Origin of the sequence: Shinella zoogloeoides, from assembly GCF_022682305.1 — a bacterium.
Lineage (GTDB): Bacteria > Pseudomonadota > Alphaproteobacteria > Rhizobiales > Rhizobiaceae > Shinella > Shinella zoogloeoides_B.
The window spans coordinates 1,745,702-1,768,018 of record NZ_CP093528.1 but is presented as its reverse complement, the minus strand read 5'-3'; the positions used below and the strand labels follow the sequence as shown (position 1 = coordinate 1,768,018).

Annotated in this window: 17 protein-coding genes; 9 read left to right on the top strand and 8 right to left on the bottom strand. The window is 62.7% G+C overall.

Translation table 11 applies throughout. From position 1 onward, the window contains the following. Positions 1 to 44: 44 nt before the first annotated feature. The 7 genes from MOE34_RS09030 to MOE34_RS09000 all read right to left on the bottom strand — a co-directional run bounded on the left by MOE34_RS09030 (position 45) and on the right by MOE34_RS09000 (position 11,979). Positions 45 to 2,885 (bottom strand): ATP-binding protein, encoded by a 2,841-nt coding sequence (locus tag MOE34_RS09030; protein ID WP_242223016.1) that lies wholly within the window; start codon positions 2,883 to 2,885, stop codon positions 45 to 47. Positions 2,886 to 2,899: 14 nt separating this feature from the next. Then, on the bottom strand, positions 2,900 to 5,800 hold the full coding sequence (locus MOE34_RS09025; RefSeq protein WP_242223014.1) for a DUF1156 domain-containing protein: 2,901 nt from the start codon (positions 5,798 to 5,800) through the stop codon (positions 2,900 to 2,902). A gap of 2 nt (positions 5,801 to 5,802) precedes the next feature. Next, on the bottom strand, positions 5,803 to 6,444 hold the full coding sequence (locus MOE34_RS09020) for a retron system putative HNH endonuclease (protein ID WP_242223012.1): 642 nt from the start codon (positions 6,442 to 6,444) through the stop codon (positions 5,803 to 5,805). Between the two features lies 1 nt (position 6,445). After that, entirely contained in the window at positions 6,446 to 7,777 is a 1,332-nt protein-coding gene (locus MOE34_RS09015; RefSeq protein WP_242223010.1) for an AAA family ATPase, read from the bottom strand. Continuing rightward, positions 7,774 to 11,286: a helicase-related protein gene (locus MOE34_RS09010; RefSeq protein ID WP_242223008.1), complete on the bottom strand. Its 3,513-nt coding sequence runs from the start codon at positions 11,284 to 11,286 to the stop codon at positions 7,774 to 7,776. Before MOE34_RS09010 ends, MOE34_RS09015 begins: the two co-directional genes overlap by 4 nt. Before the next feature lie 64 nt (positions 11,287 to 11,350). Beyond that, complete coding sequence (locus MOE34_RS09005; RefSeq protein WP_242223005.1) at positions 11,351 to 11,671, bottom strand: HigA family addiction module antitoxin; 321 nt, start codon at positions 11,669 to 11,671, stop codon at positions 11,351 to 11,353. Beyond that, complete coding sequence (locus MOE34_RS09000; RefSeq protein WP_242223003.1) at positions 11,668 to 11,979, bottom strand: plasmid maintenance system killer; 312 nt, start codon at positions 11,977 to 11,979, stop codon at positions 11,668 to 11,670. Before MOE34_RS09000 ends, MOE34_RS09005 begins: the two co-directional genes overlap by 4 nt. A 254-nt stretch (positions 11,980 to 12,233) precedes the next feature. Between MOE34_RS09000 and MOE34_RS08995 the strand changes: the two genes are divergently transcribed. The 8 genes from MOE34_RS08995 to MOE34_RS08960 all read left to right on the top strand — a co-directional run bounded on the left by MOE34_RS08995 (position 12,234) and on the right by MOE34_RS08960 (position 20,042). Continuing rightward, a complete protein-coding gene (locus MOE34_RS08995) occupies positions 12,234 to 12,449 on the top strand; it encodes a hypothetical protein (RefSeq protein WP_242223001.1) in 216 nt (71 codons plus the stop codon). A gap of 222 nt (positions 12,450 to 12,671) precedes the next feature. Next, the gene (locus MOE34_RS08990; protein WP_242223000.1) at positions 12,672 to 13,673 is read left to right on the top strand and encodes a septal ring lytic transglycosylase RlpA family protein; all 1,002 of its coding nucleotides are present in this window, start codon (positions 12,672 to 12,674) and stop codon (positions 13,671 to 13,673) included. A gap of 115 nt (positions 13,674 to 13,788) precedes the next feature. Then, positions 13,789 to 14,955, top strand: a complete 1,167-nt coding sequence (locus MOE34_RS08985) for a D-alanyl-D-alanine carboxypeptidase family protein (protein ID WP_242222998.1) — start codon at positions 13,789 to 13,791, stop codon at positions 14,953 to 14,955. A gap of 126 nt (positions 14,956 to 15,081) precedes the next feature. Continuing rightward, a complete protein-coding gene (gene tmk / locus MOE34_RS08980; protein WP_242222996.1) occupies positions 15,082 to 15,762 on the top strand; it encodes a dTMP kinase in 681 nt (226 codons plus the stop codon). Next, on the top strand, positions 15,759 to 16,790 hold the full coding sequence (locus MOE34_RS08975; RefSeq protein WP_242222993.1) for a DNA polymerase III subunit delta': 1,032 nt from the start codon (positions 15,759 to 15,761) through the stop codon (positions 16,788 to 16,790). The genes tmk and MOE34_RS08975 overlap by 4 nt, the downstream gene beginning before the upstream one ends. Before the next feature lie 87 nt (positions 16,791 to 16,877). After that, positions 16,878 to 18,428 (top strand): methionine--tRNA ligase, encoded by a 1,551-nt coding sequence (gene metG / locus MOE34_RS08970; RefSeq protein ID WP_242222991.1) that lies wholly within the window; start codon positions 16,878 to 16,880, stop codon positions 18,426 to 18,428. A 4-nt stretch (positions 18,429 to 18,432) separates the two neighbouring features. After that, positions 18,433 to 19,212, top strand: a complete 780-nt coding sequence (locus MOE34_RS08965; RefSeq protein ID WP_242222989.1) for a TatD family hydrolase — start codon at positions 18,433 to 18,435, stop codon at positions 19,210 to 19,212. A gap of 2 nt (positions 19,213 to 19,214) precedes the next feature. After that, complete coding sequence (locus MOE34_RS08960) at positions 19,215 to 20,042, top strand: MBL fold metallo-hydrolase (RefSeq protein ID WP_242222987.1); 828 nt, start codon at positions 19,215 to 19,217, stop codon at positions 20,040 to 20,042. Here the strand turns inward: MOE34_RS08960 and MOE34_RS08955 are convergent. After that, positions 20,030 to 20,974 carry a phosphoribosylaminoimidazolesuccinocarboxamide synthase gene (locus MOE34_RS08955; protein ID WP_242223861.1) on the bottom strand — a complete coding sequence of 315 codons (945 nt, stop codon included), beginning with the start codon at positions 20,972 to 20,974 and terminating at the stop codon, positions 20,030 to 20,032. The two genes, MOE34_RS08960 and MOE34_RS08955, sit on opposite strands and share 13 nt — an antisense overlap. A gap of 235 nt (positions 20,975 to 21,209) precedes the next feature. Here MOE34_RS08955 and MOE34_RS08950 point away from each other — a divergent pair, with 235 nt between their 5' ends. Then, positions 21,210 to 22,220, top strand: a complete 1,011-nt coding sequence (locus tag MOE34_RS08950; RefSeq protein ID WP_242222985.1) for an IS30 family transposase — start codon at positions 21,210 to 21,212, stop codon at positions 22,218 to 22,220. Positions 22,221 to 22,317: the final 97 nt, after the last annotated feature.

Below are 22,317 nucleotides of genomic sequence, written 5' to 3'. Positions count from 1 at the left end.
GCCGTAGCCACTATTGGAAGTGGGCACACAATAGCCCGTAGCCATCATTCCCAATCGGCCGATTTCAGGCCAAGGCTGCGGGCGTTCTCCGAAACCGCGCGCCTCACGCCATCGCCGGCCCCGTCGGGAAACTCGGCCGAGATTTCCACCACAAGGCGGACGGTTGCGTTCGGGTCGGATGTCAACACTGACACGATTTCCTCGGCAATCTGCACAAGACGCATCTTTGCGGTAGCGGGCGGAACCTCGGCCGAACCGTAGAAGGTTTTCGGCTTCGCAGCGGCCGGTGTAGGCGCGGTCGTCACTGGCCCCGGCGACATGCCCTCGCCATTGGGAACATAGACACTCGGCCCCTCGGCTACGCCGCTCGCGGTCGGGGTCGTGGCGGCAGCCTGAGCAGCGGGAGACGGTGCTGACCGGTTTGCATCCTCATAGGCTTGAGCTGATTGAGGCTCGATCAGAAGCAAGGTGTCGTCGAAGACGACATTGCCGCCACCAAAGGAGAAGCCCTCGAACTTGCCATCGACCTCGCCGTAGGCTGTGCCGAAAAAGTCCTTGCTGGCAGCGCCAGCACGGATCGCCTGCGCCAGAACATCCTGCGTTTTGAGGCGCGGCAGGTAAAGATAGCGCAGGGTGTCTTCGAAAAAGCCCGCTGCGCTCGCAGCGTTCTGTCCGCCCTTCCAATAAAGCTCCTTGAGCTTGGCCCGGAGGTGGATTGGCGACCAGGTGGTGATGACCAGCTCGTTGTCGGTGCAAACCCGCTCGATCTCGCCGCCGATAGAGCCGCCGGTCGTGTTCAGGGCGAACGCCTCGATGCCGGGCTTCGGATCGGCCGGCGCGTCCTGCATCGGGCAGAGCAGCCATTTGTAGCACTCGCGGACCACGCGCGGCAGCGCGTCCTCGGCGCTCTTCAGCTCCTTCTCGGCCTGATTTTTCTGCAACAGGTCGATGTTCAGGCGACCTTCCTTCACGTCCTCGACAATCGAACCCCATGCGAGCGCGACGCGCGTTGCGTCGTTGAGACGGGAAAGCGCGCCGTGATCGGGAGCAAGGAAGAGCAGTCGGTTGCTGCGATAGCGCGGCTTCGAGCCATTCTTGCCAATGATCTCCAGCACCGCTTCAAAGGCGAGTCGATTTTCCTCGCGGGCATACCAAGTCTCCGGCGGCAGAACGAGCAAGCGCAGGGCGGTATCGTCGGGTACATCGCCATGCGGCGTGAAGATATGTACGCCGTCGAAGGACGTGGCATTGCCGACCGTCTTCTTCAACGCCTCGGCAATCTTGCCGCGTACTTCCGTCCGGTCATCAAACCGGCGCTTCCGATCCTCCATCTCCCGCCGCAGATTGGCGCGGGTGTCGAACCAGAAGCGGGTTGCGTCCTGACTCTTGTCACCGGAAGAATTGAGGTAGTGCAGCCTGTCGGCGAGCCGGCCGAGCGCATCAGCATAGACGGATGCTGCCTGTCCGGGCTGGAGGCATCCGAGAACAATATGCGCGCGGTCGAGGCCGCGCGTAGCCACCTTGGACGCGACCGAAGACGGGGCGCTGCCGAGGAAGACCGTGCGAGCAATACGACGGGCCGCGCCCAACTGACCGAAGCGCGGCTCCTTGTTCTCCAAAGCGGTCGTCTCTGCGCGGTCGCCGTCGATGTCGCGCTCGATCACAGCATCCCAGCCTGCGGGCAGGTAGTAGGTCAGCTCGTTGCGGCTGCTTCCGTCATGGAGCGGCAGGCTGCCGGGCATGATGAGCAGGTCTTTGTTGTCGTCCTTCCATAGCCGGTAGATGACCTTCGCCATGAGTTTCAGGACGCCGCGCGTGCGCTGAAACCCGTCGATGGTCGTCCAGTCCTCATAGAGACGGTCGAACACCTCCGGGTGGATCGGATAGGCGTGCAACAGCCGCTCGTAGTAGCGCCGTTCCTGCGTGTCGGCCGGCAGCTTCACGCCCTCGGCGATATAGGCGTCGGCGAAGGCACGGCATACGGCCTCTCTGGCCTTCTCATCGCGCACTGGCTCGAACAGCCGGCGGCGTACGATCTCGAAGGCTTCCTCGGTCGCCACCGGCTTCCAAAGCGCCTGCACGCGCCCGAAGGTCTTTTCGAGGGCGCGCAACGCCGTGACGCCGCGCTGACTGCCCGCCTCAAGATCGGACTCCGGCAAGGACGCGAGCACGATGGCGCGCGGCACCAGCTTCACGGCTTCGGTGAGGGCCTGCACGAAGGACAGGTTGGAATCGTAGCTGCCGCCGCTGATAGCCTGCGACTCCGGGAATTGCCGTATATAGGCGACCAGCTCGTCGATCAGCACGACGCAAGGCGCATGGCGCTCCAGAAGCTCGCGCAGCACGTCCTTTCCGGGGGATGTGCCGGTCGCATCCGCCTCGGCGACGAGCGCAAAGGCGTCAGCACCGCCGAACTGCCATGCGATCTCGCCCCAAAGGGTCTTGACCGTCTGGCTCCCCCGCTTCCACGGCTGGCCCGGCGCGTGCGCGGTGCCGTCCAGCACCGCGACGCGGGCCTGCGGCACGTCCATCAAGCCCGCCCGATCGACAAGCGCGGGGATGCCGGCGAGGTCGGACAGGGCGCATTTGCGGGTGGCAAGGTGATAAACGGCGAGCATGGTATGCGTCTTGCCGCCACCGAAGGCGGTCTGAAGCTGCACGACCGGCTCACCGCCCCGACCAGCGAGGCGCTGCGCAACCTGCGTCAGCAGGAGCGCCATTCCTTCCGTGATGAAGGTACGGTCGAAGAACGCGCCGGCATCCTGATATTCGCGGCTGGCCTTGCCGGTGTTGACCGCTGTGATGTCGGCCGCAAACTCCGATTGCTGGAACGTGCCTTCAAGCACGTCCTGATGGGGTACAGCCACTTCTCTCCAAGGTTTCATCGCTGGCTCCCCCTTCAGCCAAACAGCTCGCCTTGATGCGCCTTCGGTGCCGCTGCGGCGGCGGACTCGATGGCGCTCCAGCTCGTTATGATCTCGTTATAGGCGCGGGCATCCTCCGCCCAGCCCGCCCGCTCGCAAAGCGTATAGAGGCGATAGGAAAGCTGCCGCGTCGCCTCGGCTTTAGCCGCGACGGCCGCAAGCACCTTGCCCGCGCCGCTCTCACCTTCGGCTTTGAAGATGCGGATCAGGTGATGCAGGGCCTCCCATACCGGCAGGCGCTCGTCGCCGAGCGGATTCCAGTCGGTCGGGTATTCCGCCCATTTCAGCAGCCGGACAACGCCGCCGGCAGCAAAGAGAACGCCCGACTGCTTCACACCGTCAACGCTCGTCCCCTTGGCGCGGGCAAGGGTGTCGGCCTCGCCGAAGCGGCCTTCCTTCCAGCCGTACTGCTCAAACCAGTGCAGGCAGAATTGGGAGTCGTGATCGAAATCATCCTCGGCGAGGAAGCGGTTGATAAGCCGCAACGCGGTTTGCACCGTCATTGGCGTGCCGTCCGCCTCCAGCACGGCGGCGTATTTCGAGAATACCGCCATGCCGGGGCCGATGATGGCCTGTGAAAGATCAACGGGCGCGACGGGTGAACGGTCGTCGCCGGAGCCGCGCGTCATCTCGTCAAGCGCCTCTGGCAGCACCTGATTCAGTTCGCGCAGGAAAGCTCGGCGGGAAACGGTTTCCGCTGCTGCCGGGCGCGCACGACAAACCAAGACAATGCTGGATGCAAGGGCATTTGTTCCCGATCCAATCATCCGATTCTCAAGCTCTGTTCGCATAGGCCATGTGCCGGTGAGGGCAAAGCCGGACCGGATTACGGCATCCAAGAAGGTTTCCCATCCGGTGCTGGAAGTGCCTTCGGCGGTTTCCGTCTCAGATTGTTTGAAAGCATAATAGATGGTGACAGGTGATGAAGGATGCGCCTGCTCGCAAAGCTGCTGCATCGCTTGCGTCATGCCGTTGAGGAAAAACGTCTCAGCCCGCTCTTTGCTGCCATGCCGGTAGGGAGTAGCTACAAGCTCTTCGGCCTTGGGGACCGCAAGCGTGGCAAAAAGTTCGGGGAAAACCTGCCGCAACGACCGACGAAGCCAAATATAGAAGAAATCCGAAAGATCGGCATAGCCAATGTTGTCGTAGTATGGCGGATCGGTGGATATAATCTTTCTCAGACTAATGCTCTGACGTTGGGCATCTGCCTGTGTCGCATGACCATCTGGTTTTGCAGGGAAATTTACTATTGCTTTTTGCGCCCATTCAATGCCGCTCGATACGTTTCCCGTTGAGTCTGAGAAGACGTTCGTTTCGACATAATCCCACGTTATAGGGATAGCTTGTCTGCCAAAGGTGTTGCGGATCAGCTCCTTGCTAGAATGCCATGTGCAGATCGTTGACCAATAGTCAGCAGATTTATCAATCGAGAAAGCCAAATAGACAGCTACGGACTCCGCGTAAGCACGCGCTCCTGCCCCCCCGACATCGAGTCCTACCCCGTCGTCATTCAATCCTGCAGCATGTGCATCCTCTATGATCTTGTTTCTGCTGGCGACAACGAGATCACCGAAGGTCGTCAGCGCGACAAGCTGGCGTGATGTGAAAAGTTCGCCGAAGGTACTAAGGCCATAATTCGGCGTCTTGAAATCGCGGGGGTTGTCGGGAAGAGGCATATCGGGCCTCCATTCCGGCTGAGCTTTTGCGGCCGCGATTTCGTGCTGAGGCGATGGGGAGAGATAGACGCGGCCTCGTGCGCCTTCGGCCACGATAGCCATCAAGCGCGTACCCATGCGACCCGCCTTACCTTCTGAGCGGATGTGGTTGTAGTCCACAGGGACACCGGACATCAGGCAGCGAAATGCTGCTCGTTTTCCAGCGGTGGTGCCTTCCTTTGCGCCGGCCGGCGGCCTACCGACCTTTACGGCAAAATGGTATTTGTCACCGTCAATGATCGGTTGAACGTAGGATTGTTTTCCTTCTTTGCTCGAAAGAACGAAAGTCGAAGCAAGTGGTACATCCACATGCCGGAAGGCGGGATTGGGACTCTTGACCGTTCGCGCCCATATCCACGCAATGACGGTAAGTTTCTGGCCAATCAGCGGCTTCAGGTCGGGTCGCTCCTTTGCCATATCCGATGTGATCTCGACCGGCGGATAGAGATGGCCGATGTGCTTCTGTGCTTGCTCGCGCATCCACTGACCGTAATAGCGCACGTCCTCCGCGAGACCCTGTGCGCCCTCCCATTGCTTGCTCCAAGCATCACGGCTGGCGCGTGCTTCCGGGTTCACCGGCGGCCGTCCGGCGAATTTCGGGGGAATCTCGATCATCGCCTTATTGATGAGGACGGCGACCGGATTGAGGTCGGAAGCATAGGATTCAAGCCCAAGGCGCTGCGCCTCAAGCGGCAGCGCCCCGCCACCTGCGAACGGATCGTGGAAGGCTGGCAGCTTTTCGGGGTCAAACAGCTCCGCCGCTTGCGGATGGGCCTTGTTGAGTTCGCAGGTCTCGCGCCAGGACTTGCGAATCTCCGCCCGCGCCTTTTGCAGCACGGCCTCGTTGGTGGTGTTCTCCCACTTCACCAAATCCTTGATGATGGCGAAGAGCCGATTCCGGCTCGCGGCCCAGCTCGCCTTAATGTTGTTCGGCGGAATCTCGCCCGGGTGCTCAAGCTCCCATTTCCACGACGGATCGTTGACCATCTGCGCGAAGATCACGGCGCGCGCCGCGGCAAGCGGCCGCCGCGCCCACCACAGATGCAGGGTACTCGGATGCCCGTGCCGGATCGACTTCTCGCGTGCGGCAGACTCGTTGATCGCATCCAACGGCAGCGCGACTTCGATCAGCTTCTTCGGGGGTTTCACGGTTACGGTCATTCTTATTGTCTTTCCGTCAGCACATGCCGGATGGCCGTGTAAAATGGCAGGTCATGGGCAGCCTGAAGCTCCTGCGCGAAATAGGCGCGAATATCAGCAGGCGTCAGGCCAGCATCGAAAGCGTCATTGGCGCTATCGACATAGCCAGAGACGGCGGCTTGGCGCATATTCCTCAAGCGGCCCCATTGGGGATTCAATGAAAAGACGCGCAACGTCTCTCGCGCCCGATGTTCGTCCTGCGCCGACAAGCCGTTCCGCACGCTGATCGTGCCGTCGGCCCGGAAGACGAAGAAGGCATCGGGGTCATCAAGGCAAGGGTCGATGAGGTCCACCACATTATAGGGGCCAGCGCCGCGATCCTTGAAATGGCCGCAGGAGTCCGTCTGGTCGCAGGACCAGAAGAGATTGTTCCAATCGAACGTCAGGGCTGGATGGAGACTCTTGCGACGGAAGTGCTCGATATGTTGGCCGAGGCTGTCGATGCTACCCTCGCAATATGCGCAACGACGGCCTTGCATAGCTTCAAGCTGCGTTCTGATTTCTCCCTTTTCGGCGGATGACACGTTGTCCCATTTGTGAACGCCGTGGGTGTAGCTGCCAAGGCAGGCCGGTGCCGGGCAGATCGCGCGATCAAGTTTCCTCATGTCAGGCTCCGTCCGTCCGGTTCTTGGCAAGCCGGAACCGCTGGAAGCGGAGGAGCCGGTCGGACTCCAATATCAACGGATGCGTCGCCCCAAAATGCGCGACCAGGCGTTCCCGCAGAGACGTTGCTTCCGGCGTGTCTGCCTTGCCGTCCTCAATGAGGGCGCGGTAGGCGTTCAAGTCGCTCGACTCTTCCGTCTGCGGGACCGGGTCCACGCCCATGACCGAGGCCAGCACATCGGCGCTCTCAACGCCCCGTGTCTGGATCAGGGGGGTTTCGATGCGCGTATCGTCGCCGTCGATATGGAAGACGCGGATCGACGACTTATCGACGGTCGAAAGGACATGCGGGCTGTGCGTGCTGACGATGATCTGTAGGGCCGGGAACGCGCTTTGCAGCAAGCCGAGCACCTGCTGCTGCCAGCGGGGATGCAGGTGCATGTCCACTTCATCGACGATGAGAACGCCGGGGGTCTTGATGGCGGCCCGATCACTCAGTTGCGGATTGAGGCTGGCGCAGCGACGCGCAACATCGGCGACAAGCGCAAGCATGGTGCGCACGCCGTCGCTCAGCATGGACAGCGGCAGCTCGCCCCGCGTCTCGTGCTTGGCGGTCAGCGTATGAAGCTCGTCATCCCAGCGGAGACTTGACCAGCCGGTCGGCTGAAGAACCGTGTCTGTGGCAGTCTTCACGCCTTCGATCATCGCGAGATTGGCTTGCAGACTCTCCCGGAATGACGGCGATGCCGTCTGCCTGAAACGGTGCTCGAACCATGCCGAAATGCCCTTGAAGGACGAAGACGACGTGAGGCAATCGGCATAGCCAGCGACGCGCTCTCCGACATTGGTGACGGAGGAACGGCGATATTCGGTCTGCCGTTGCTCGTTCCAGAGGCGACCCGTTCCGTAATAGGCAATGAGCGGAAGAACAGCCGTATCGGATAGGAATGGCTGCGCAGCCGCTTTCATTGGGCCAAGGTGCCGGAAGCCAGGACGCACTTTGTCACCGTAGGTTCTAACGGCGCTCTTCCATGTCACGGCCGTACCCTGAACGGTTGCCTGCGCTTCGTATTCGGTCGGAAGGCATGGGGACATCCTGCGCTCCTGACCGGGGATCAGGCGCACGTCGCTCCGCTCGATTCGCCGCAGCTTTTCCGGCGAATAGATCGCGTTGACGAATACCGACAGCGCAGCTCCGGCGGCGTCGAGCACGGCAGTTTTACCGCTGCCGTTCTCCGCGACCAGAACAGTCAGGTTGGGGTGGAACGCGACCTCGCAATGGGCGAAGCAGCGGAAATTCGTCAGCGATAGCGTGTCGAGACGTAGCGCGGTCATCGAGCCTCTGCTTTGGCGAGCAGATCGCCCAAACTGAAATTGATGGACGCGACGCCCCAGCCGGGTTCCCGGTCGAACGGGCTGGGAATATAGTGCGGGCCGTCGATGGCATCGTCCTCGCCGACGATGGCGACCGCCAACACGAACTTGTCACCCTGATTGAAGGCGTAGAGCATTTCGTTGCGGGTGATCGTGATGGTGCTCGCGCCCTTCACCCGGCCCTTCACCTCTATGTGCTTGGGATCGGGCTGCCTGCCGTCCACGGCTGGCGGGTATGAAGTCAAATCCCAGCCGCATTTTGCGGCGGAAACATCGACGACGCGGCAACCGCGCGCTTCCTCGGCCTGCCGGACGGCCGACATGGCAAGATGCTCGATGCGCGAGCGGGCCGCCGCGTCGGCCGCGAAGGTCGCCGCCACCGGGTCGGCCGGCTCGTCGCCGCGCAGCTTGTTCATCAAGCCTGCCGGCACGATCAGCGCCGCGCCCAGCACGACCGGCGTGCCGTTCACGACATGGCGCATGGCCTGAAGCTCTTTCTTCCGATTGTCCAAACGGCCCTGAAGGTCGCCAAGCGTGCGCTCGACATTCTGAAGGTTGAGCCGCACGTCCTTTCCGACTTCGGCGTCGTCCTTCAGTTTCATCCAACGATCCTGCCAGAAGGCGATTTCCTTGCTCAGCCGCTCATGGACGGCGTTCAGGGTCTTTTCCACATGGTCGATGCGCCGCTGCGCGACCTCGCCATAGTGCTCCGGCACCAGCGTCGTCGCGGCAAGGGACAAGGCACGCGCCTCCTGACCGGAGGACAGCCAAGGCGCGTCGAGCACGTCCTTGAGCAAGGGGCGCTCGGCCTCCGGCAAAGGCTCAAGGTCGAGATGAGGCGCCCATCCGGCGAAGCTCGCCTGCCCATCCGGGGCAACCCGCACGAATTGCAGGCGCTTGGATAGCACGGTGTTGTCGCCGGACTTGATCTCATGCGTCAGCAGGATCAGCAGCGCCGGGTCGAGTCCTTCATCGGACGGGTCAACAAGGATCGAACCCTGCCGGAGAAGGTTGGTGTGCTGCTCCAGGATCATATCCGACATGGCGAGCATGAGCGGATGGCCGGGGTGCATGAGAACGGCGCGCTCCAGTCCCGCCTTGTCGAGCGGTTGGATGGCCTGACGTTCAAAGCAAATGCGGCTGTAGCGCCGCAAGACCGGCTCATGGTCGCGGCGGTTCCGGCCGGTCAGGCGGCGGTCACGCTCGCGGATCACCGAAGGAACATGGCTGATCTCATAACGGCCGGCCTCGCGCGGATGCGCTGTGCCGCCGAGCGCGTCGAGGGCCTTGGAGAAGAAGGCACGGACGAAGTAGGGCTGAAGCCGTCGGGCCTCCGCCTTCTCCATTTCCTCCTTCACGGCGAACAGTCGATCCGCGCTCATCGTCTCCTGGGCGAGCGCGTTGCGATTCAAGAGGGATTTTAGGTGATCGTGGTCGAGCGCCTTGTCGATCTTCTGCGTCAGGCGGGCGCGGACTTCGGGCCGGTCGCCGTAGCGGATCGCCTCGACCAGCAAATCCTTTAGGCTGGTCTCCTCGAAGACCTCGCCAAGAATGTCGAATACGCGCCCGTGCAGGGCTTGGCTCTCGACCTCCAGCTTCAGAAGCAGGCGGTGATAGACATCGCCTTCGCGGGTCTCCTTGGCGACCAGATTCCACAGGTGGCAAACCTCGGTCTGCCCGATGCGGTGGATACGGCCAAACCGCTGTTCCAGCCGGTTCGGGTTCCACGGCAGGTCATAGTTGACCATGAGGTTCGCGTTCTGAAGATTGACGCCTTCGCCTGCGGCGTCGGTCGCCACCAGCACCCGGACATCGGGATCGGAGCGAAAGAGCGCCTGAAGGCGACGGCGCTCGTCCCGATGGGTGCCGCCGTGGATGGCCACGATGGCGTCGGGATTGCCAAGCACGCCGGCAATCCGCGCCTGAAGGTAATTCAGCGTGTCGCGGTGTTCGGAGAAGATGATGATCTTGCGCTGCCGACCGGCGGCGTCGCGGGTTTCAGGGTGATTCTGAAGGATTCTTGACAACTCATCCCATTTGCGATCCTGCCCGGAGGCGACGACGGCCTTGGCCTGCTCCTCCAGCCCCTTCAGGATGACGATCTCGGCCTCAAGCTCGACAACGGTCTTGGCCGCCGTGGCGTCGTCGATCAGGTTTTCCTCAAGGGTCTCCTGCTCCTCCGCGCTCAGGTCGTCATCGTCCTCCGGCGCGCCGGCATAGGTCTCGGCGAGGGCGTGCCGCCCCTTGATGCCGAGCTTTTCGTCGCGCAGCCGGTTCTCAAGCCGCTCGCGGCGGCGCTTCAGCGATTGGAAGATCGCTTCGGGACTTGAAGCGAGACGCCGTTGCAGCGCGGTAAGGGCAAAGCCGACCGATCCCTTGCGCGCGCCTTCGAGTTGGTCAGCCTTGCCCATTTCGGTCTGCACATAGTTGGTCACGGCCTCATACAAGGCCGCTTCGATCTGCGAGAGTTCGTAGTTGACGGTGTACGCCTTGCGCTCTGGGAAGAGCGGCGTGCCGTCGAACTTGACCAGTTCCTCCTTGACCATGCGGCGCATGAGGTCGGAGGCGTCGACCTTGTGAACGCCGTCGCGGAACTTGCCGTAGAAGCGGTCGGAATCGAGCAATGAAAGGAAAAGCTGGTAGTCCTCTTCCTTGCCGTTGTGCGGCGTCGCCGTCATCAACAAAAGGTGCCGGACATGCGCGCCCAGCTTCTCGGCGAAGCGGAAACGGCCCGTCTTTTCCAGCTTGGAACCGAAATAGTGCGCGGAGAGTTTGTGCGCTTCGTCGAAGACGGCCAAATCCCAGCCCGGCGCGCAAAGCTTGTCCTGAAGCTCCTCGTTGCGGGAGAGCTGATCGAGCCGGACGATAAGGCGGGGATAGTCGTCGAACGGGTTTCCGCTCGGCGAGGTCTGCTCCAGAAGCGGCGAATAGACGTGAAACTCCAGACCGAATTTCTCGTAAAGCTCGTCTCGCCATTGCTCGACAAGGCTACCGGGCGCGACGATCAGGATACGGTGTGAATCCGCGCGCATGATGAGTTCGCGGATATAGAGGCCCGCCATGATCGTCTTGCCGGCACCGGGATCGTCCGCGAGGACGAACCGCAAGGGCTGCCGGGGCAGAAGCGACTCATAGACGGCGGTGATCTGGTGAGGCAGCGGTTCCACATTCGAGCTGTGGACGGCCATCATCGGATCAAAGAGGAAGGCGAGGTCGATCCGCTTCGCCTCGCAAGCAAGCTGGAAAGCCGCGCCGTCACCGTCGAAGGAGAAGGGACGCTCGGCCGTGGCGACATCGACCGAAGGCTCGTCGCCCCTGTTGAGAAGCCGTTCCTTCATCGCGCCGTCCGGCGTCCGGTAGATGAGCTGGACAGAGCCTTCCCCAAGGGGCACGACAGCAACGACCGTCACGACTTGGGACGGTTCGATCCCGGATAGACTCAGGCCAGACTTGATTTCTTCGAGCTTCATGTGGTGGACGGCTTTCTTTTGGGTGCGCGAGCCTCTGCCCCGAAGTTTGCTGAGATTGAACGGGTCATGACGGGAGATTTCGCTGCGGCGGCTTGCCGGAATAGGGGGCGACGTTGACCGCCTCCGCCTTCTTCCGTGCCTCGGCGATGTCGAAGCTGTTCTGCATCCGCATGAGGGTTTCCATCGAAACGCCGAACGCCTTCTCGATGCGGATCGCCATTTCCGGCGAAAGATCGGCCCGCTCATTGAGCAGGGCTGACAAGGCCGCACGGGTGATGCCCAGAACCCCGGCGGCGGCCGTGACCGACAGGCCGAGAGGTTCGATCACCTCGGTCTTCACGAAGCCGCCGGGATGGGCGGGGGCCTTCATTCGGATGCTGGTCATTGCGCTTGCGCCCACGTTTCAGCCGTTCCCTCATAGTCAAGGTCAGCGATCTCGCCGCCCGGTGCGTCGATTTTGAACGTGAGCGCGCCGACCGGTGCGGCCCGTAGCTCCCATTTTCCCCGTCCGGCACCGGACGGCGGTTGAACCGTCCAGCCGGCGACGCAGCGAAGCTCCGATGCCCCGGCCATGTCCTGAAGGAAAGACAGGATGCGCCGCAACCTCGAAACGTCGATGCTTCGCGGGCCGGCCGGTTCGTCCTCTGCGATGAGAGAGCGCAAGCCCGGATGGACCACGTTCCGAATCTTCATGCCGCACACTATTTGGAAGACTGGATAGCGTCAAGCGACGCTTTACGGCTCGCTCCGAGCGGAGATGATATTGATTTTGAGGGCTATAGCGTAAACGTAGTGATCATCACTATCGGTCGCGGCCCGCCATTCCTTCACCCCGCAACGCCGGCGCTGCTAATTTTCCCGACTTGTTGCTGACGTATTGTCGGCCTAGGGTTTTCGCGCACCCGAAAGCAATGTCGCCGACTGGATGCGGAAAAGGGGAGGCAGTCATGGATGTGCTTCGAGACCCCGCGCATATCGGCATGTTCGAGCCTCAGGACCTGGAGGTCCTGAAGGGCGTTTTCACGCGGTTGAAGGCCACCGGCACGATCGATCTCGATGAGGCCCGGTCGCGCTCGCTCGCCCGCTCGATCATCACGCTCTACCGGCACGGCGTTCGCGATCCCGACCGGCTCGTCGATGTCCTTCAGGTGGCGCGCCCCTGAAACGACGCTTGGGCGCTCGCCTCCAGGGCGGGCGCTTTAACCAACCGGAAACCATAAAACATGGTTGCCGGCCTGCCGGGACACCCCCATTCGCAATTTTGCCATCTTATCGGCATGTTTAACGTACTGTTATTTACTGAGTGGCATTGACGGCCGACTTGCAGGGGCAAGGCAGTTGGCTGGCACACTGTCGGGGACGATAGCGGCGTGGGACATAAAAGCTTGAAGACGAATGCGAGCCGTTTCGGCAAGGGCCTGCGGCTTATCGCGATTCCGCTGATCTGCGCCGGCCTTGCGGCCTGCGCCACGACGACACCGGCGCCCAAGAAAAAGGCCCGCAGCAAGGAATTCTTCGCCGAGTCGGAATATGGCGTCAAGGCCAGCCCGCGCGTCGTCGAGGATGGCCAGCCCGTGCCGAAGGGCGGCGGGCGCTATCAGCTCGGCAAGGCCTATCAGGTCCGCGGCAAGTGGTATCGTCCGAAGGAGGAGATGGGCTACAGCAAGACCGGTCTTGCCTCCTGGTATGGCGCTGCCTTCCACGGCCGCAAGACGGCGAACGGAGAGGTCTACGACCGCTACCACCTTTCCGCGGCGCATCCGACATTCCCGCTGCCGAGCTATGCGCGCGTCACCAATCTGGAAAACGGCACCTCCGTCGTCGTCCGCGTCAACGACCGCGGCCCCTTCCATGAAAACCGCCTGATCGACGTCTCCTCCAAGACAGCCGACCTGCTCGACATGAAGCGTACCGGAACGGCCAAGGTGCGCGTGCAATATGTCGGCAAGGCGCCGCTCGAAGGCAACGACATGCCCTATCTCATGGCATCCTACGTCACCAAGGGCTCGCGCGTTCCGGCGGTTGATCCGGGCGGCCAGATCGCGACCGGCGTCATGGTCGCTTCCGCCGACAGCGACGCGATGCCGGGTGTCGGGCAGGGCGAGGGCTATCTGAAAGTGCCCGAGCAGAGCGCGATGACGGCGCTCGCCAAGACCGCGCCGGTCTCGGACGCCTTCCAGGCCATGGAGCAGTTCGCCCTTCTGCCGGAGATCGGCCCGATGCCGATCGAGCGGCCGAATTTCGTTCCGCTGCCGTCCTCCGGCTCCAGCTATGCCGCAGCCTATGCGGATGAGCGGGTGCGCGACGCTTCGGGTGCCTTCGACGCCATCCTGACGATGGACGGACAACTGACGCCGTTTTCCGCGCTCGCCGACAATGCCGGTTAATTGGGCCGGTTAATTGGGCCGGCTGACTGAACCGGCTCATCGGGCCGACCGATGAGCAAAGCCGTTTGCGCAAAGCGCACGGCTGTGGAAGTGTGACGACGATACCGGAGTCGCCATGCATCGCCGCCTATTCGCTTGCCTAGTCCTTTTCCTGTCGTTCGTCACCGTCGCCGAGGCCCAGACGGCCGCCTCGCAGCAGGGCGGCTTTGACGTCAAGGCGCGGCAGGTCTATCTGATCGAGGCGGAAACCGGCACGGTGCTTTTCGCGCGCGGGGAGGACGATGTCATTCCCGCCGCCTCGCTTGCCAAGCTGATGACGGCGGCGACGGTGTTCAAGGCGCTTTCGGCCGGTGAAATCACGCTCGACACGTCCTACACCGTGACCGAGCATGCCTGGCGAACCGGCGGTGCGCCGTCAGGAACCTCCACCATGTTCGCGGCGCTCAAGTCGAGCCCGCGTGTCGAGGACCTGATCCGAGGCCTCACGGTGCAGTTCGCCAACGACGCCTGCATCATCCTCGGCGAGGGCATGACGGGCTCCGAGACGGCCTTTGCCGAGCGGATGACGAAGGAGGCGAGGGCGCTCGGGCTGGAAAAATCGACCTTCGCCAACGCCACCGGCCTGCCCAACCCGGCAAACAAGGTGACGATGCGCGAGATGGTGACGCTCGCCCGCCACCTCGAGACGACCTATCCGCAATATATGCACTACTATATCGAGCCGGAGTTCGAGTGGAACAAGATCAAGCAGCGCAACCGCAACCCGCTGCTGGCCCTCAATCTCGGAGTGACGGGTTTTGTGACCGGCTTTGCGGAGGAGAGCGGCTATTCCATCGTCGCCGCCGTCAACCGCGACGGCAAGCATCTGGTGCTCGCCATGGCGGGCATGGAGAGCGACAAGGCGCGCATCGAGGAAACCCGCCGGATCATCGAATGGGCGCTCTCCACCTTCGAGCGCCGCACGCTCTTCAAGGCCGGCGAGGTCATCGCGGATGCCAGTGTCTATGGCGGCGATGTCTCGACCGTGCCGCTGGTGGCGGGCGAGCAAGTGGACGTGTTCCTGCCGAAGGACAATTCGCAGCGGCTCGTCGCCCGCGTCGTCTACACCTGGCCGGTGCGCGCGCCGGTGAAGCCGGAGCAGACGGTCGGCACGCTGAGGATATGGAACGACAAGCAGCTCCTGCGCGAGGTGCCGGTGCGCACGGCCGGCAGCGTGGGCGAGGGGACGCTGCGCTCGCGGGCGCTGGACGCCCTGATCGAGCTGTTCTTCTTCTGGATCTGAGTCCTCCGACGGCCCTGAAAAGCGTTTCGCCGGCTGGAAACATGGGTTAGTAGTGGACCGACTCGTCTCCGCATCGCGGATATCGTCGGAAGGCCGCCTTGGCGGCCACGGGAACGGAAGCAGGATTTGTCGGCCGCACAGGGTTTGTTTGTCACGTTCGAAGGCGGCGAGGGCGCCGGGAAGTCGACGCAAATCCGGCTTCTGGCAGACGCCTTGCGCGCGCGCGGGCTGACCGTGCTGATGACGCGGGAGCCCGGCGGCTCGAAGGGCGCGGAGGCCGTGCGCCATGTCCTTCTCTCCGGCGCGGCCGAACCCTATGGCATCCGCATGGAAGCGATCCTCTTCGCCGCCGCGCGCAGCGACCATGTCGAGCAGGTCATCCGCCCGGCGCTCGCCGCCGGCAGCATCGTGCTGTGCGACCGGTTCATGGATTCCTCACGCGTCTACCAGGGCGTGACCGGCAATCTGGAGCAGCCCTTCATCGAGGCGCTGGAGCGCGTGGCGATCAACGGCGTCGTGCCGGATTGCACGATCATCTTCGATCTTCCCGCATCGGTGGGTCTGGAGCGCGCCCGCAAGCGCGCCGGCGGCGGCCCCGGCGAGCAGCCCGACCGCTTCGAGAAGGAAGAGTTGGAAACGCACGAGAAGCGCCGCGAAGCCTTCCTCGACATCGCAGCGCGCGAGCCGCTGCGCTGCCGTGTGATCGATGCCACGAGGACGCAGGAGGCGATTGCCGCCGAGGTGCTGGCCATCGTCGAGCCGCTGCTGCCGATCGTTGCGCAGAGCCACCCGGAGCGCGTCTCGTGAGCGAGGAACGTCCCGGCATTCTCGACGGCGCGGTGCATCCTGCCGAGCAGAGGAAGCTCTTCGGCCATGCCGATGCCGAGGATTTTCTGGCGCGCTCCTACCGTTCCGGCAAGGGCCACCACGCGATCCTGATCGAGGGGCCGGAAGGCATCGGCAAGGCGACGCTCGCCTTCCGCTTCGCCAATCACGTGCTGCACCACCCCGAGCCTGCGGAGGCGCCGGAGGCGATCGGCGATCCGTCGCGTGCATCGCCCATCACCCGCCAGCTTGTCGCCGGGGCCTCGCATAACCTTCTCCACCTGACCCGGCCGGTCGACGAGAAGACCGGCAAGGTGAAGTCCGCGATCACCGTGGATGAAGTACGCAAGGCCGGGAAATTTCTTGCGCAGACGTCCGGCACGGGCAATTGGCGCATCGTCATCATCGATCCGGCGGACGACCTCAACCGCAATGCCGCCAATGCCATCCTCAAGATTCTGGAGGAACCGCCGAGGCGTTCGCTCTTCCTCGTGCTGACCCACGCGCCGGGCAAGCTGCTGCCGACCATCCGCTCGCGCTGCCTGCCGCTTGCGCTGTCGCCCCTGTCCGAAGCCGACCTTTCCGCAGCGCTCGACAGCCTCGGCGCCGCGCCATCCGGCCCGCGGGCAGGGGATGTGCTTTCCGCCGCCCACGGCAGCGTTTCCGAAGCGCTCAAGCTGGTGAACTACGGCGGCTTCGATATCGTGGAGGCTTTTCGGACCATCGTCGAGGCACCGACCGAGCCGCCGCGCCGCGACGTGCACAAGCTGGCCGACGTGCTTTCGGCCAAGGATAGCGACACCGTCTTCTCCTTCTTCTGCCAGCACGCCACCGATTTCGTGACCGACACGGCCCGCAGCGCCGCCCTTTCCGGGAACCTCGCCCGCGCCGACCGGCTCGCCCAGCTTTCCTCGCAGCTCGGTGAGCGCATCGGCATCGCCCAGGGCTACAATCTCGACCGCAAGCAGACGATCATCAGCGTGCTGGACGACATCCGGGCGTCGCTTTAAGCCCGATCCGAAACTTGCTGTTTCCCTTAGCGCCGGCATGGTCTAATACCTTGCGGCATTGCACAACCGAAGACAGAACGCACCCAGATGACCGATACGTCCCGCTTTTACATCACGACCGCCATTTCCTATCCGAACGGCAAGCCGCATATCGGCCATGCCTACGAGCTGATCGCCACGGATGCCATGGCGCGCTTCCAGCGGCTCGATGGGCGCGATGTCTTCTTCCTGACCGGCACGGACGAGCACGGCCAGAAGATGCAGCAGACGGCGCGCAAGGAAGGCATTTCCCCGCGTGAGCTTGCGGACCGGAATTCGCAAGAATTCAGGGATATGGCCGTTCTTCTTAATGCATCGAACGATGATTTCATCCGCACGACCGAAGAGCGTCACTACGAGGCCTGCGCCGAAATCTGGCGCCGCATGGCCGCCAATGGCGATATCTACAAGGGCGGCTATGCCGGCTGGTATTCCGTGCGCGACGAAGCCTACTACCAGGAGAACGAGACGGAGAAGCGCGAGGACGGCGTTCGCTACGGCCCGCAGGGCACGCCCGTCGAGTGGGTGGAGGAGGAGAGCTACTTCTTCAAGCTTTCCGCCTACCAGGACAAGCTGCTGAAGCACTACGAGGAGAACCCGGACTTCATCGGCCCGGCCGAGCGTCGCAACGAGGTGATCTCCTTCGTCAAGTCCGGCCTCAAGGACCTGTCGGTCTCGCGCACCACCTTCGACTGGGGCATTCCGGTTCCCGGCGACCCGGATCACGTCATGTATGTCTGGGTGGATGCGCTGACCAACTACATCACCGCGACCGGCTACATGACCGATCCCGAGGGGCCGCGTGCGAAATACTGGCCGGCGAATATCCATATCATCGGCAAGGACATTATCCGCTTCCATGCCGTTTACTGGCCCGCGTTCCTGATGTCGGCCGGCCTGCCGCTGCCCGGGCGCGTCTTCGCCCACGGCTTCCTGCTCAACAAGGGCGAGAAGATGTCGAAGTCGCTTGGCAACGTGGTCGACCCGGTCAACCTCGTCAGCCATTTCGGCCTCGATCCGATCCGCTATTTCTTCCTGCGCGAAGTCTCCTTCGGCCAGGACGGCAGCTATAGCGAAGAGGGCATTGCGACCCGGATCAATTCCGACCTTGCCAACGGCATCGGCAACCTTGCCAGCCGCTCGCTGTCGATGATCGTCAAGAACTGCGACGGCAAAGTGCCGGAATGCGGCGACCTTTCTGAAGCCGATAGCGCGATGCTCGCCTCCGTCGATGCATTGCATGCGATCACGCGCGAGGAGATGGGCAAGCAGCAGATCCACAAAGCGCTGGCGGCGATCATCGCCGTCGTCTCCGAGGCGGATCGCTATTTCGCCGGCGAAGCGCCCTGGGCGCTGAAGAAGACCGATCCCGTGCGCATGGGCACCGTGCTCTATGTGACGGCGGAAGTGGTGCGGCAGATCGCGATCCTGCTGCAGCCCTTCATGCCGGAATCGGGCTGCAAGCTGCTGAACCTCGTCGCCGCGCCTGCCGACAAGCGCGACTTTGCAGCCCTCGGCGAAGCCGGTCGTCTTGTCAGCGGCACACCGCTGGAAGCCCCGGCGCCGGTCTTTCCGCGCTATGTCGCTCCCGAGGCCTGACGGCATGCTGATCGATACGCATTGCCATCTGGATTTCCCGGATTTCGAGGCGGAGCGCGACGATATCGTCGCGCGCGCACACGCGGCCGGCGTGAAGCAGATGATCACCATCTCGACGCGGGTGCGGAAGTTCCCGGCGATCCTGGCGATTGCGGAAAAATACCCGTCGGTGTTCTGCTCGGTCGGCACGCATCCGCATAATGCGGATGAGGAACTGGATATTCCGGTTTCCGAGCTGATCGAACTCTCGAAACATCCGCGCGTGGTGGCGATAGGCGAGGCGGGTCTCGATTATTACTATGACAATGCGCCGCGCGATGCGCAGGCTATCGGCCTGCGTAACCATATCACCGCCGCCCGCGAAACCGGCCTGCCGCTCGTCATCCACAGCCGCTCGGCGGATGAGGACATGGCGGCGATCCTGACCGAGGAAACGGGGAAGGGGGCCTTTCCCTTCCTGCTGCATTGCTTCTCCTCCGGCGCCGAGCTGGCGCGCGTTGGCGTGGAGCTGGGCGGCTACGTCTCCTTCTCCGGCATCCTGACCTTCCCGAAATCGGAAGAGCTGCGGGAGATCGCGAAGACCGTGCCGCTGGAGCGCATGCTGGTGGAGACCGACGCACCCTACCTTGCGCCAAAACCCTTCCGCGGCAAGCGCAACGAGCCGGCCTATACGGCGCATACGGCGGCGGTGCTCGCCGAAACCGTCGGCGTCAGCGCGGATGAGATCGCCCGCATCACCACTGAAAACGCCTTCCGCATCTTCTCGAAGATGCCGCGGGTGTAGCCGTGGCCTATGTGCGGCGCTTCACCATTCTCGGCTGCGGCTCGTCTCCTGGCGTGCCGCGCATCACCGGTGACTGGGGTGCCTGCGATTCCGCCAATCCGAAGAACCGCCGCACCCGCGCCGCCTTCCTGGTCGAGCAGTTCGGGCCGGACGGCAAGACGACGGTCGTCATCGATACCGGGCCGGATTTCCGCACGCAGATGATCGCTGCTGGCGTGACGAGCATCGACGCCGTGCTCTACACCCACCCGCATGCCGACCATATCCACGGCATCGACGATATTCGCGGATTCGTGCTGCACAACCACCAGCAGGTGCCGATCTGGGCCGACGCGGCGACGATGGAGCGCATCCGCGAGGGCTTCGGCTATTGCCTGAAAACGCCGCCCGGCAGCATGTATCCGCCCATCGTGACGGAGAACCTGATCGACCCGATGGATGCGCCGGTGACCATCGAAGGGGCAGGGGGCGCTATCACGTTCCAGCCCCTCCTCCAGGTGCACGGCTCGATCCATTCGCTCGGCTTCCGCATCGGCGACGTCGCCTATTGTAGCGATATCAGCGATTTTCCGGACGAGACCGTTCCGCGCCTTTCCGGTCTCGACGCGCTGATTATCGACGCGCTGCAGTACCGCTACCATTCGAGCCATCTGTCGCTCAGCCAGGCGCTGGACTGGATCGAGCGGCTGAACCCGGCGCGCGCGATCCTGACCCATATGCATGTGCCGCTCGACTACGACGCCGTGCAAAAGGAAACGCCGGCCCATGTGGAGCCGGCGTATGATGGTCTCAGCTTCGAAACCGTGCTTTCCGCAGATCAGGCGAAGTAAGGTTTCAGATTGGTGCGGATACGGTCGAGAACCGTGTCGCCGGAAAGATCGGGCGTAAACGTCTTTCCTGTAATCTGTTCAAAGGCTTGGATGTAAACCTTCGACGTTTGCTCAATGAGGTCACGCGGGATTTCCGGGATCGGATCCTTGTAGGGATCGCACCGTTCCGTGACCCAGGCACGCACGAAATCCTTGTCGAAACTCGCCGGTCGGCCGCCCTTGGCGAAGCTTTCCTTGTAGCTGTCGGCAATCCAGTAGCGGCTCGAATCCGGCGTGTGGATCTCGTCCGCGAGCACGATGCGACCGTCCTTGTCTGTGCCGAATTCATATTTGGTGTCGACGAGGATCAGTCCGCGCTCGGCCGCCCGGGCCTGACCGCGCGCGAAGAGCGCCAGCGCATAGCGCGAGACTGTTTCCCATTGCTCGGCCGTCAGCAGACCCTGGGCCAGGATTTCCGCGCCGGACAGCGGCTCGTCATGGCCGCCGTCGAAGGCCTTGCTGGTCGGCGTGATGATCGGCTGAGGCAGCTCCTCATTGTCCTTGAGGCCGTCCGGCAGCGTGATGCCGTACATCTCGCGCTCGCCCTTGCGGTATTTCGTCAGGATCGATGTGCTGGTGGTGCCGGCAAGATAGCCGCGCACGACGATCTCGACGGGAAGGATATCGAGCCGCGTGCCGATGACGACATTGGGATCGGGATAGGACAGGACGTGGTTCGGGCAGATATCGGCGGTTTCCTCGAACCAGTAGCGCGCCGTCTGCGTCAGCACCTGGCCCTTGAAGGGAATGGACGTCAGGATGACGTCGAAGGCGCTGAGGCGATCCGTCGCGATGATGATGCGGCTGCCGTCCGGCAGATCGTAATTCTCGCGAACCTTGCCCTTGTAGCGGTTCGGCAGTTCCGGGATATGGGCGTCGGAGAGAATGCGCAAATCGCTCATCGTGGCAGGCTTTCGCTGTTGTTTCCGTCTGCCGTTCCGCTTAAGGCCCCGGGCGGTCCCGGGTCAAGGCGGAATTGTGCGGGAGTGGGCTGCCGGCAGCAAGCTGGCATCGATGATTGTTCCATAATCTATCTTATGCGATCTTTTTAGGGTGCAGGGGTGGGTTCAAGGATGAAGTGCGACTTGCAAATGATACCAATGGGTTGTTCGTCGCAAGGACGCTGCCATGAAACGCACCTACTCTCATATAGACCTGAACGAACGCCGGAGGATTGCGCGCTGGCGTCATGCTGGCGTGAGCATCGACATCATCACCGAAGAGCTTGGGCGCCATCGCTCAACGATCTTCCGCGAGGTCCGTCGAAACGCCTACATCGACAAGGAATGGCCCGATCTCAGTGGCTACCATTGCGTGACGGCGCATGACACGGCCTGCGAGCGTCGGACCAAGCTCAGGAAGCTTGCGCGCTTCTCGCATGTCCGCCAATCCGTCATCGAGCGGATCATGCATGGCTGGTCGCCGCAGCAAATCGCGGGTCGGATGCGGCTGGAGCGCCATCCGATCTCCGTCAGCCATGAAACGATCTACAAGTTCGCCTATTCGGTTGACGGACACGCCATCAAGCTCTGGAAACATCTGCCGGAACATCGTGCACGACGTCGGCCGCGGCATGCCAGACGCCGACACGGCCAGCGCTTCAGCCCGGATCTCAACATCTTGCGCCGCCCGGACGTGGTCGCCGATCGAAGGCAGCTCGGACACTGGGAATGCGACCTCATCCAGTTTCGCCAGAAGTTCGGCAAGGCAAACGTGACGTCGCTGGTCGAACGCGTCAGCCGCTTCGCCGTTCTTCTCCGCAACAACGACCGGCAGTCGCGGCCGATTATGCAACGGCTCATCGGCGTGCTGCAGGCCCTGCCCCATCGCGCCCGCCGTTCGATCACCTTCGACCGCGGGACGGAGTTCACCGACTGGGCCTATCTCCAGGCCGGGATCGGCTCTGCGACCTGGTTCTGCGATCCGCAATCACCCTGGCAGAAAGGCACCGTCGAGAATACGAATGGCCGGGCCAGGAAATGGCTTTCGAGGGATGTCGATCCGCTCTCCATCACCGACCATGACCTCAAAGAAATCTGCGATCGATTGAATACGACGCCCCGCAAATGCCTCGGCTACAAAACGCCCGCCGAAGTCTTCCGCCAGAAGCTGCTCGCGCAGATGCGGTCGCGAGGATAGGATCACCGAGCCCGCAAGTCGCGTCTCGGCTTGAACTCACATGAAGTGCGACTTGCCAGTAATTTCAGCCGCGCCTAGTTACTGCGACGCTGCTATC

Excerpts from the sequence above, each read along its gene's own strand:
- MOE34_RS09030 (WP_242223016.1), bottom strand. The coding sequence starts at position 2,885 with ATGAAACCTTGGAGAGAAGTGGCTGTACCCCATCAGGACGTGCTTGAA.
- MOE34_RS09025 (WP_242223014.1), bottom strand. The coding sequence starts at position 5,800 with ATGACCGTAACCGTGAAACCCCCGAAGAAGCTGATCGAAGTCGCGCTG.
- MOE34_RS09020 (WP_242223012.1), bottom strand. The coding sequence starts at position 6,444 with ATGAGGAAACTTGATCGCGCGATCTGCCCGGCACCGGCCTGCCTTGGC.
- MOE34_RS09015 (WP_242223010.1), bottom strand. The coding sequence starts at position 7,777 with ATGACCGCGCTACGTCTCGACACGCTATCGCTGACGAATTTCCGCTGC.
- MOE34_RS09010 (WP_242223008.1), bottom strand. The coding sequence starts at position 11,286 with ATGAAGCTCGAAGAAATCAAGTCTGGCCTGAGTCTATCCGGGATCGAA.
- MOE34_RS09005 (WP_242223005.1), bottom strand. The coding sequence starts at position 11,671 with ATGACCAGCATCCGAATGAAGGCCCCCGCCCATCCCGGCGGCTTCGTG.
- MOE34_RS09000 (WP_242223003.1), bottom strand. The coding sequence starts at position 11,979 with ATGAAGATTCGGAACGTGGTCCATCCGGGCTTGCGCTCTCTCATCGCA.
- MOE34_RS08995 (WP_242223001.1), top strand. The coding sequence starts at position 12,234 with ATGGATGTGCTTCGAGACCCCGCGCATATCGGCATGTTCGAGCCTCAG.
- MOE34_RS08985 (WP_242222998.1), top strand. The coding sequence starts at position 13,789 with ATGCATCGCCGCCTATTCGCTTGCCTAGTCCTTTTCCTGTCGTTCGTC.
- metG (WP_242222991.1), top strand. The coding sequence starts at position 16,878 with ATGACCGATACGTCCCGCTTTTACATCACGACCGCCATTTCCTATCCG.
- MOE34_RS08965 (WP_242222989.1), top strand. The coding sequence starts at position 18,433 with ATGCTGATCGATACGCATTGCCATCTGGATTTCCCGGATTTCGAGGCG.
- MOE34_RS08950 (WP_242222985.1), top strand. The coding sequence starts at position 21,210 with ATGAAACGCACCTACTCTCATATAGACCTGAACGAACGCCGGAGGATT.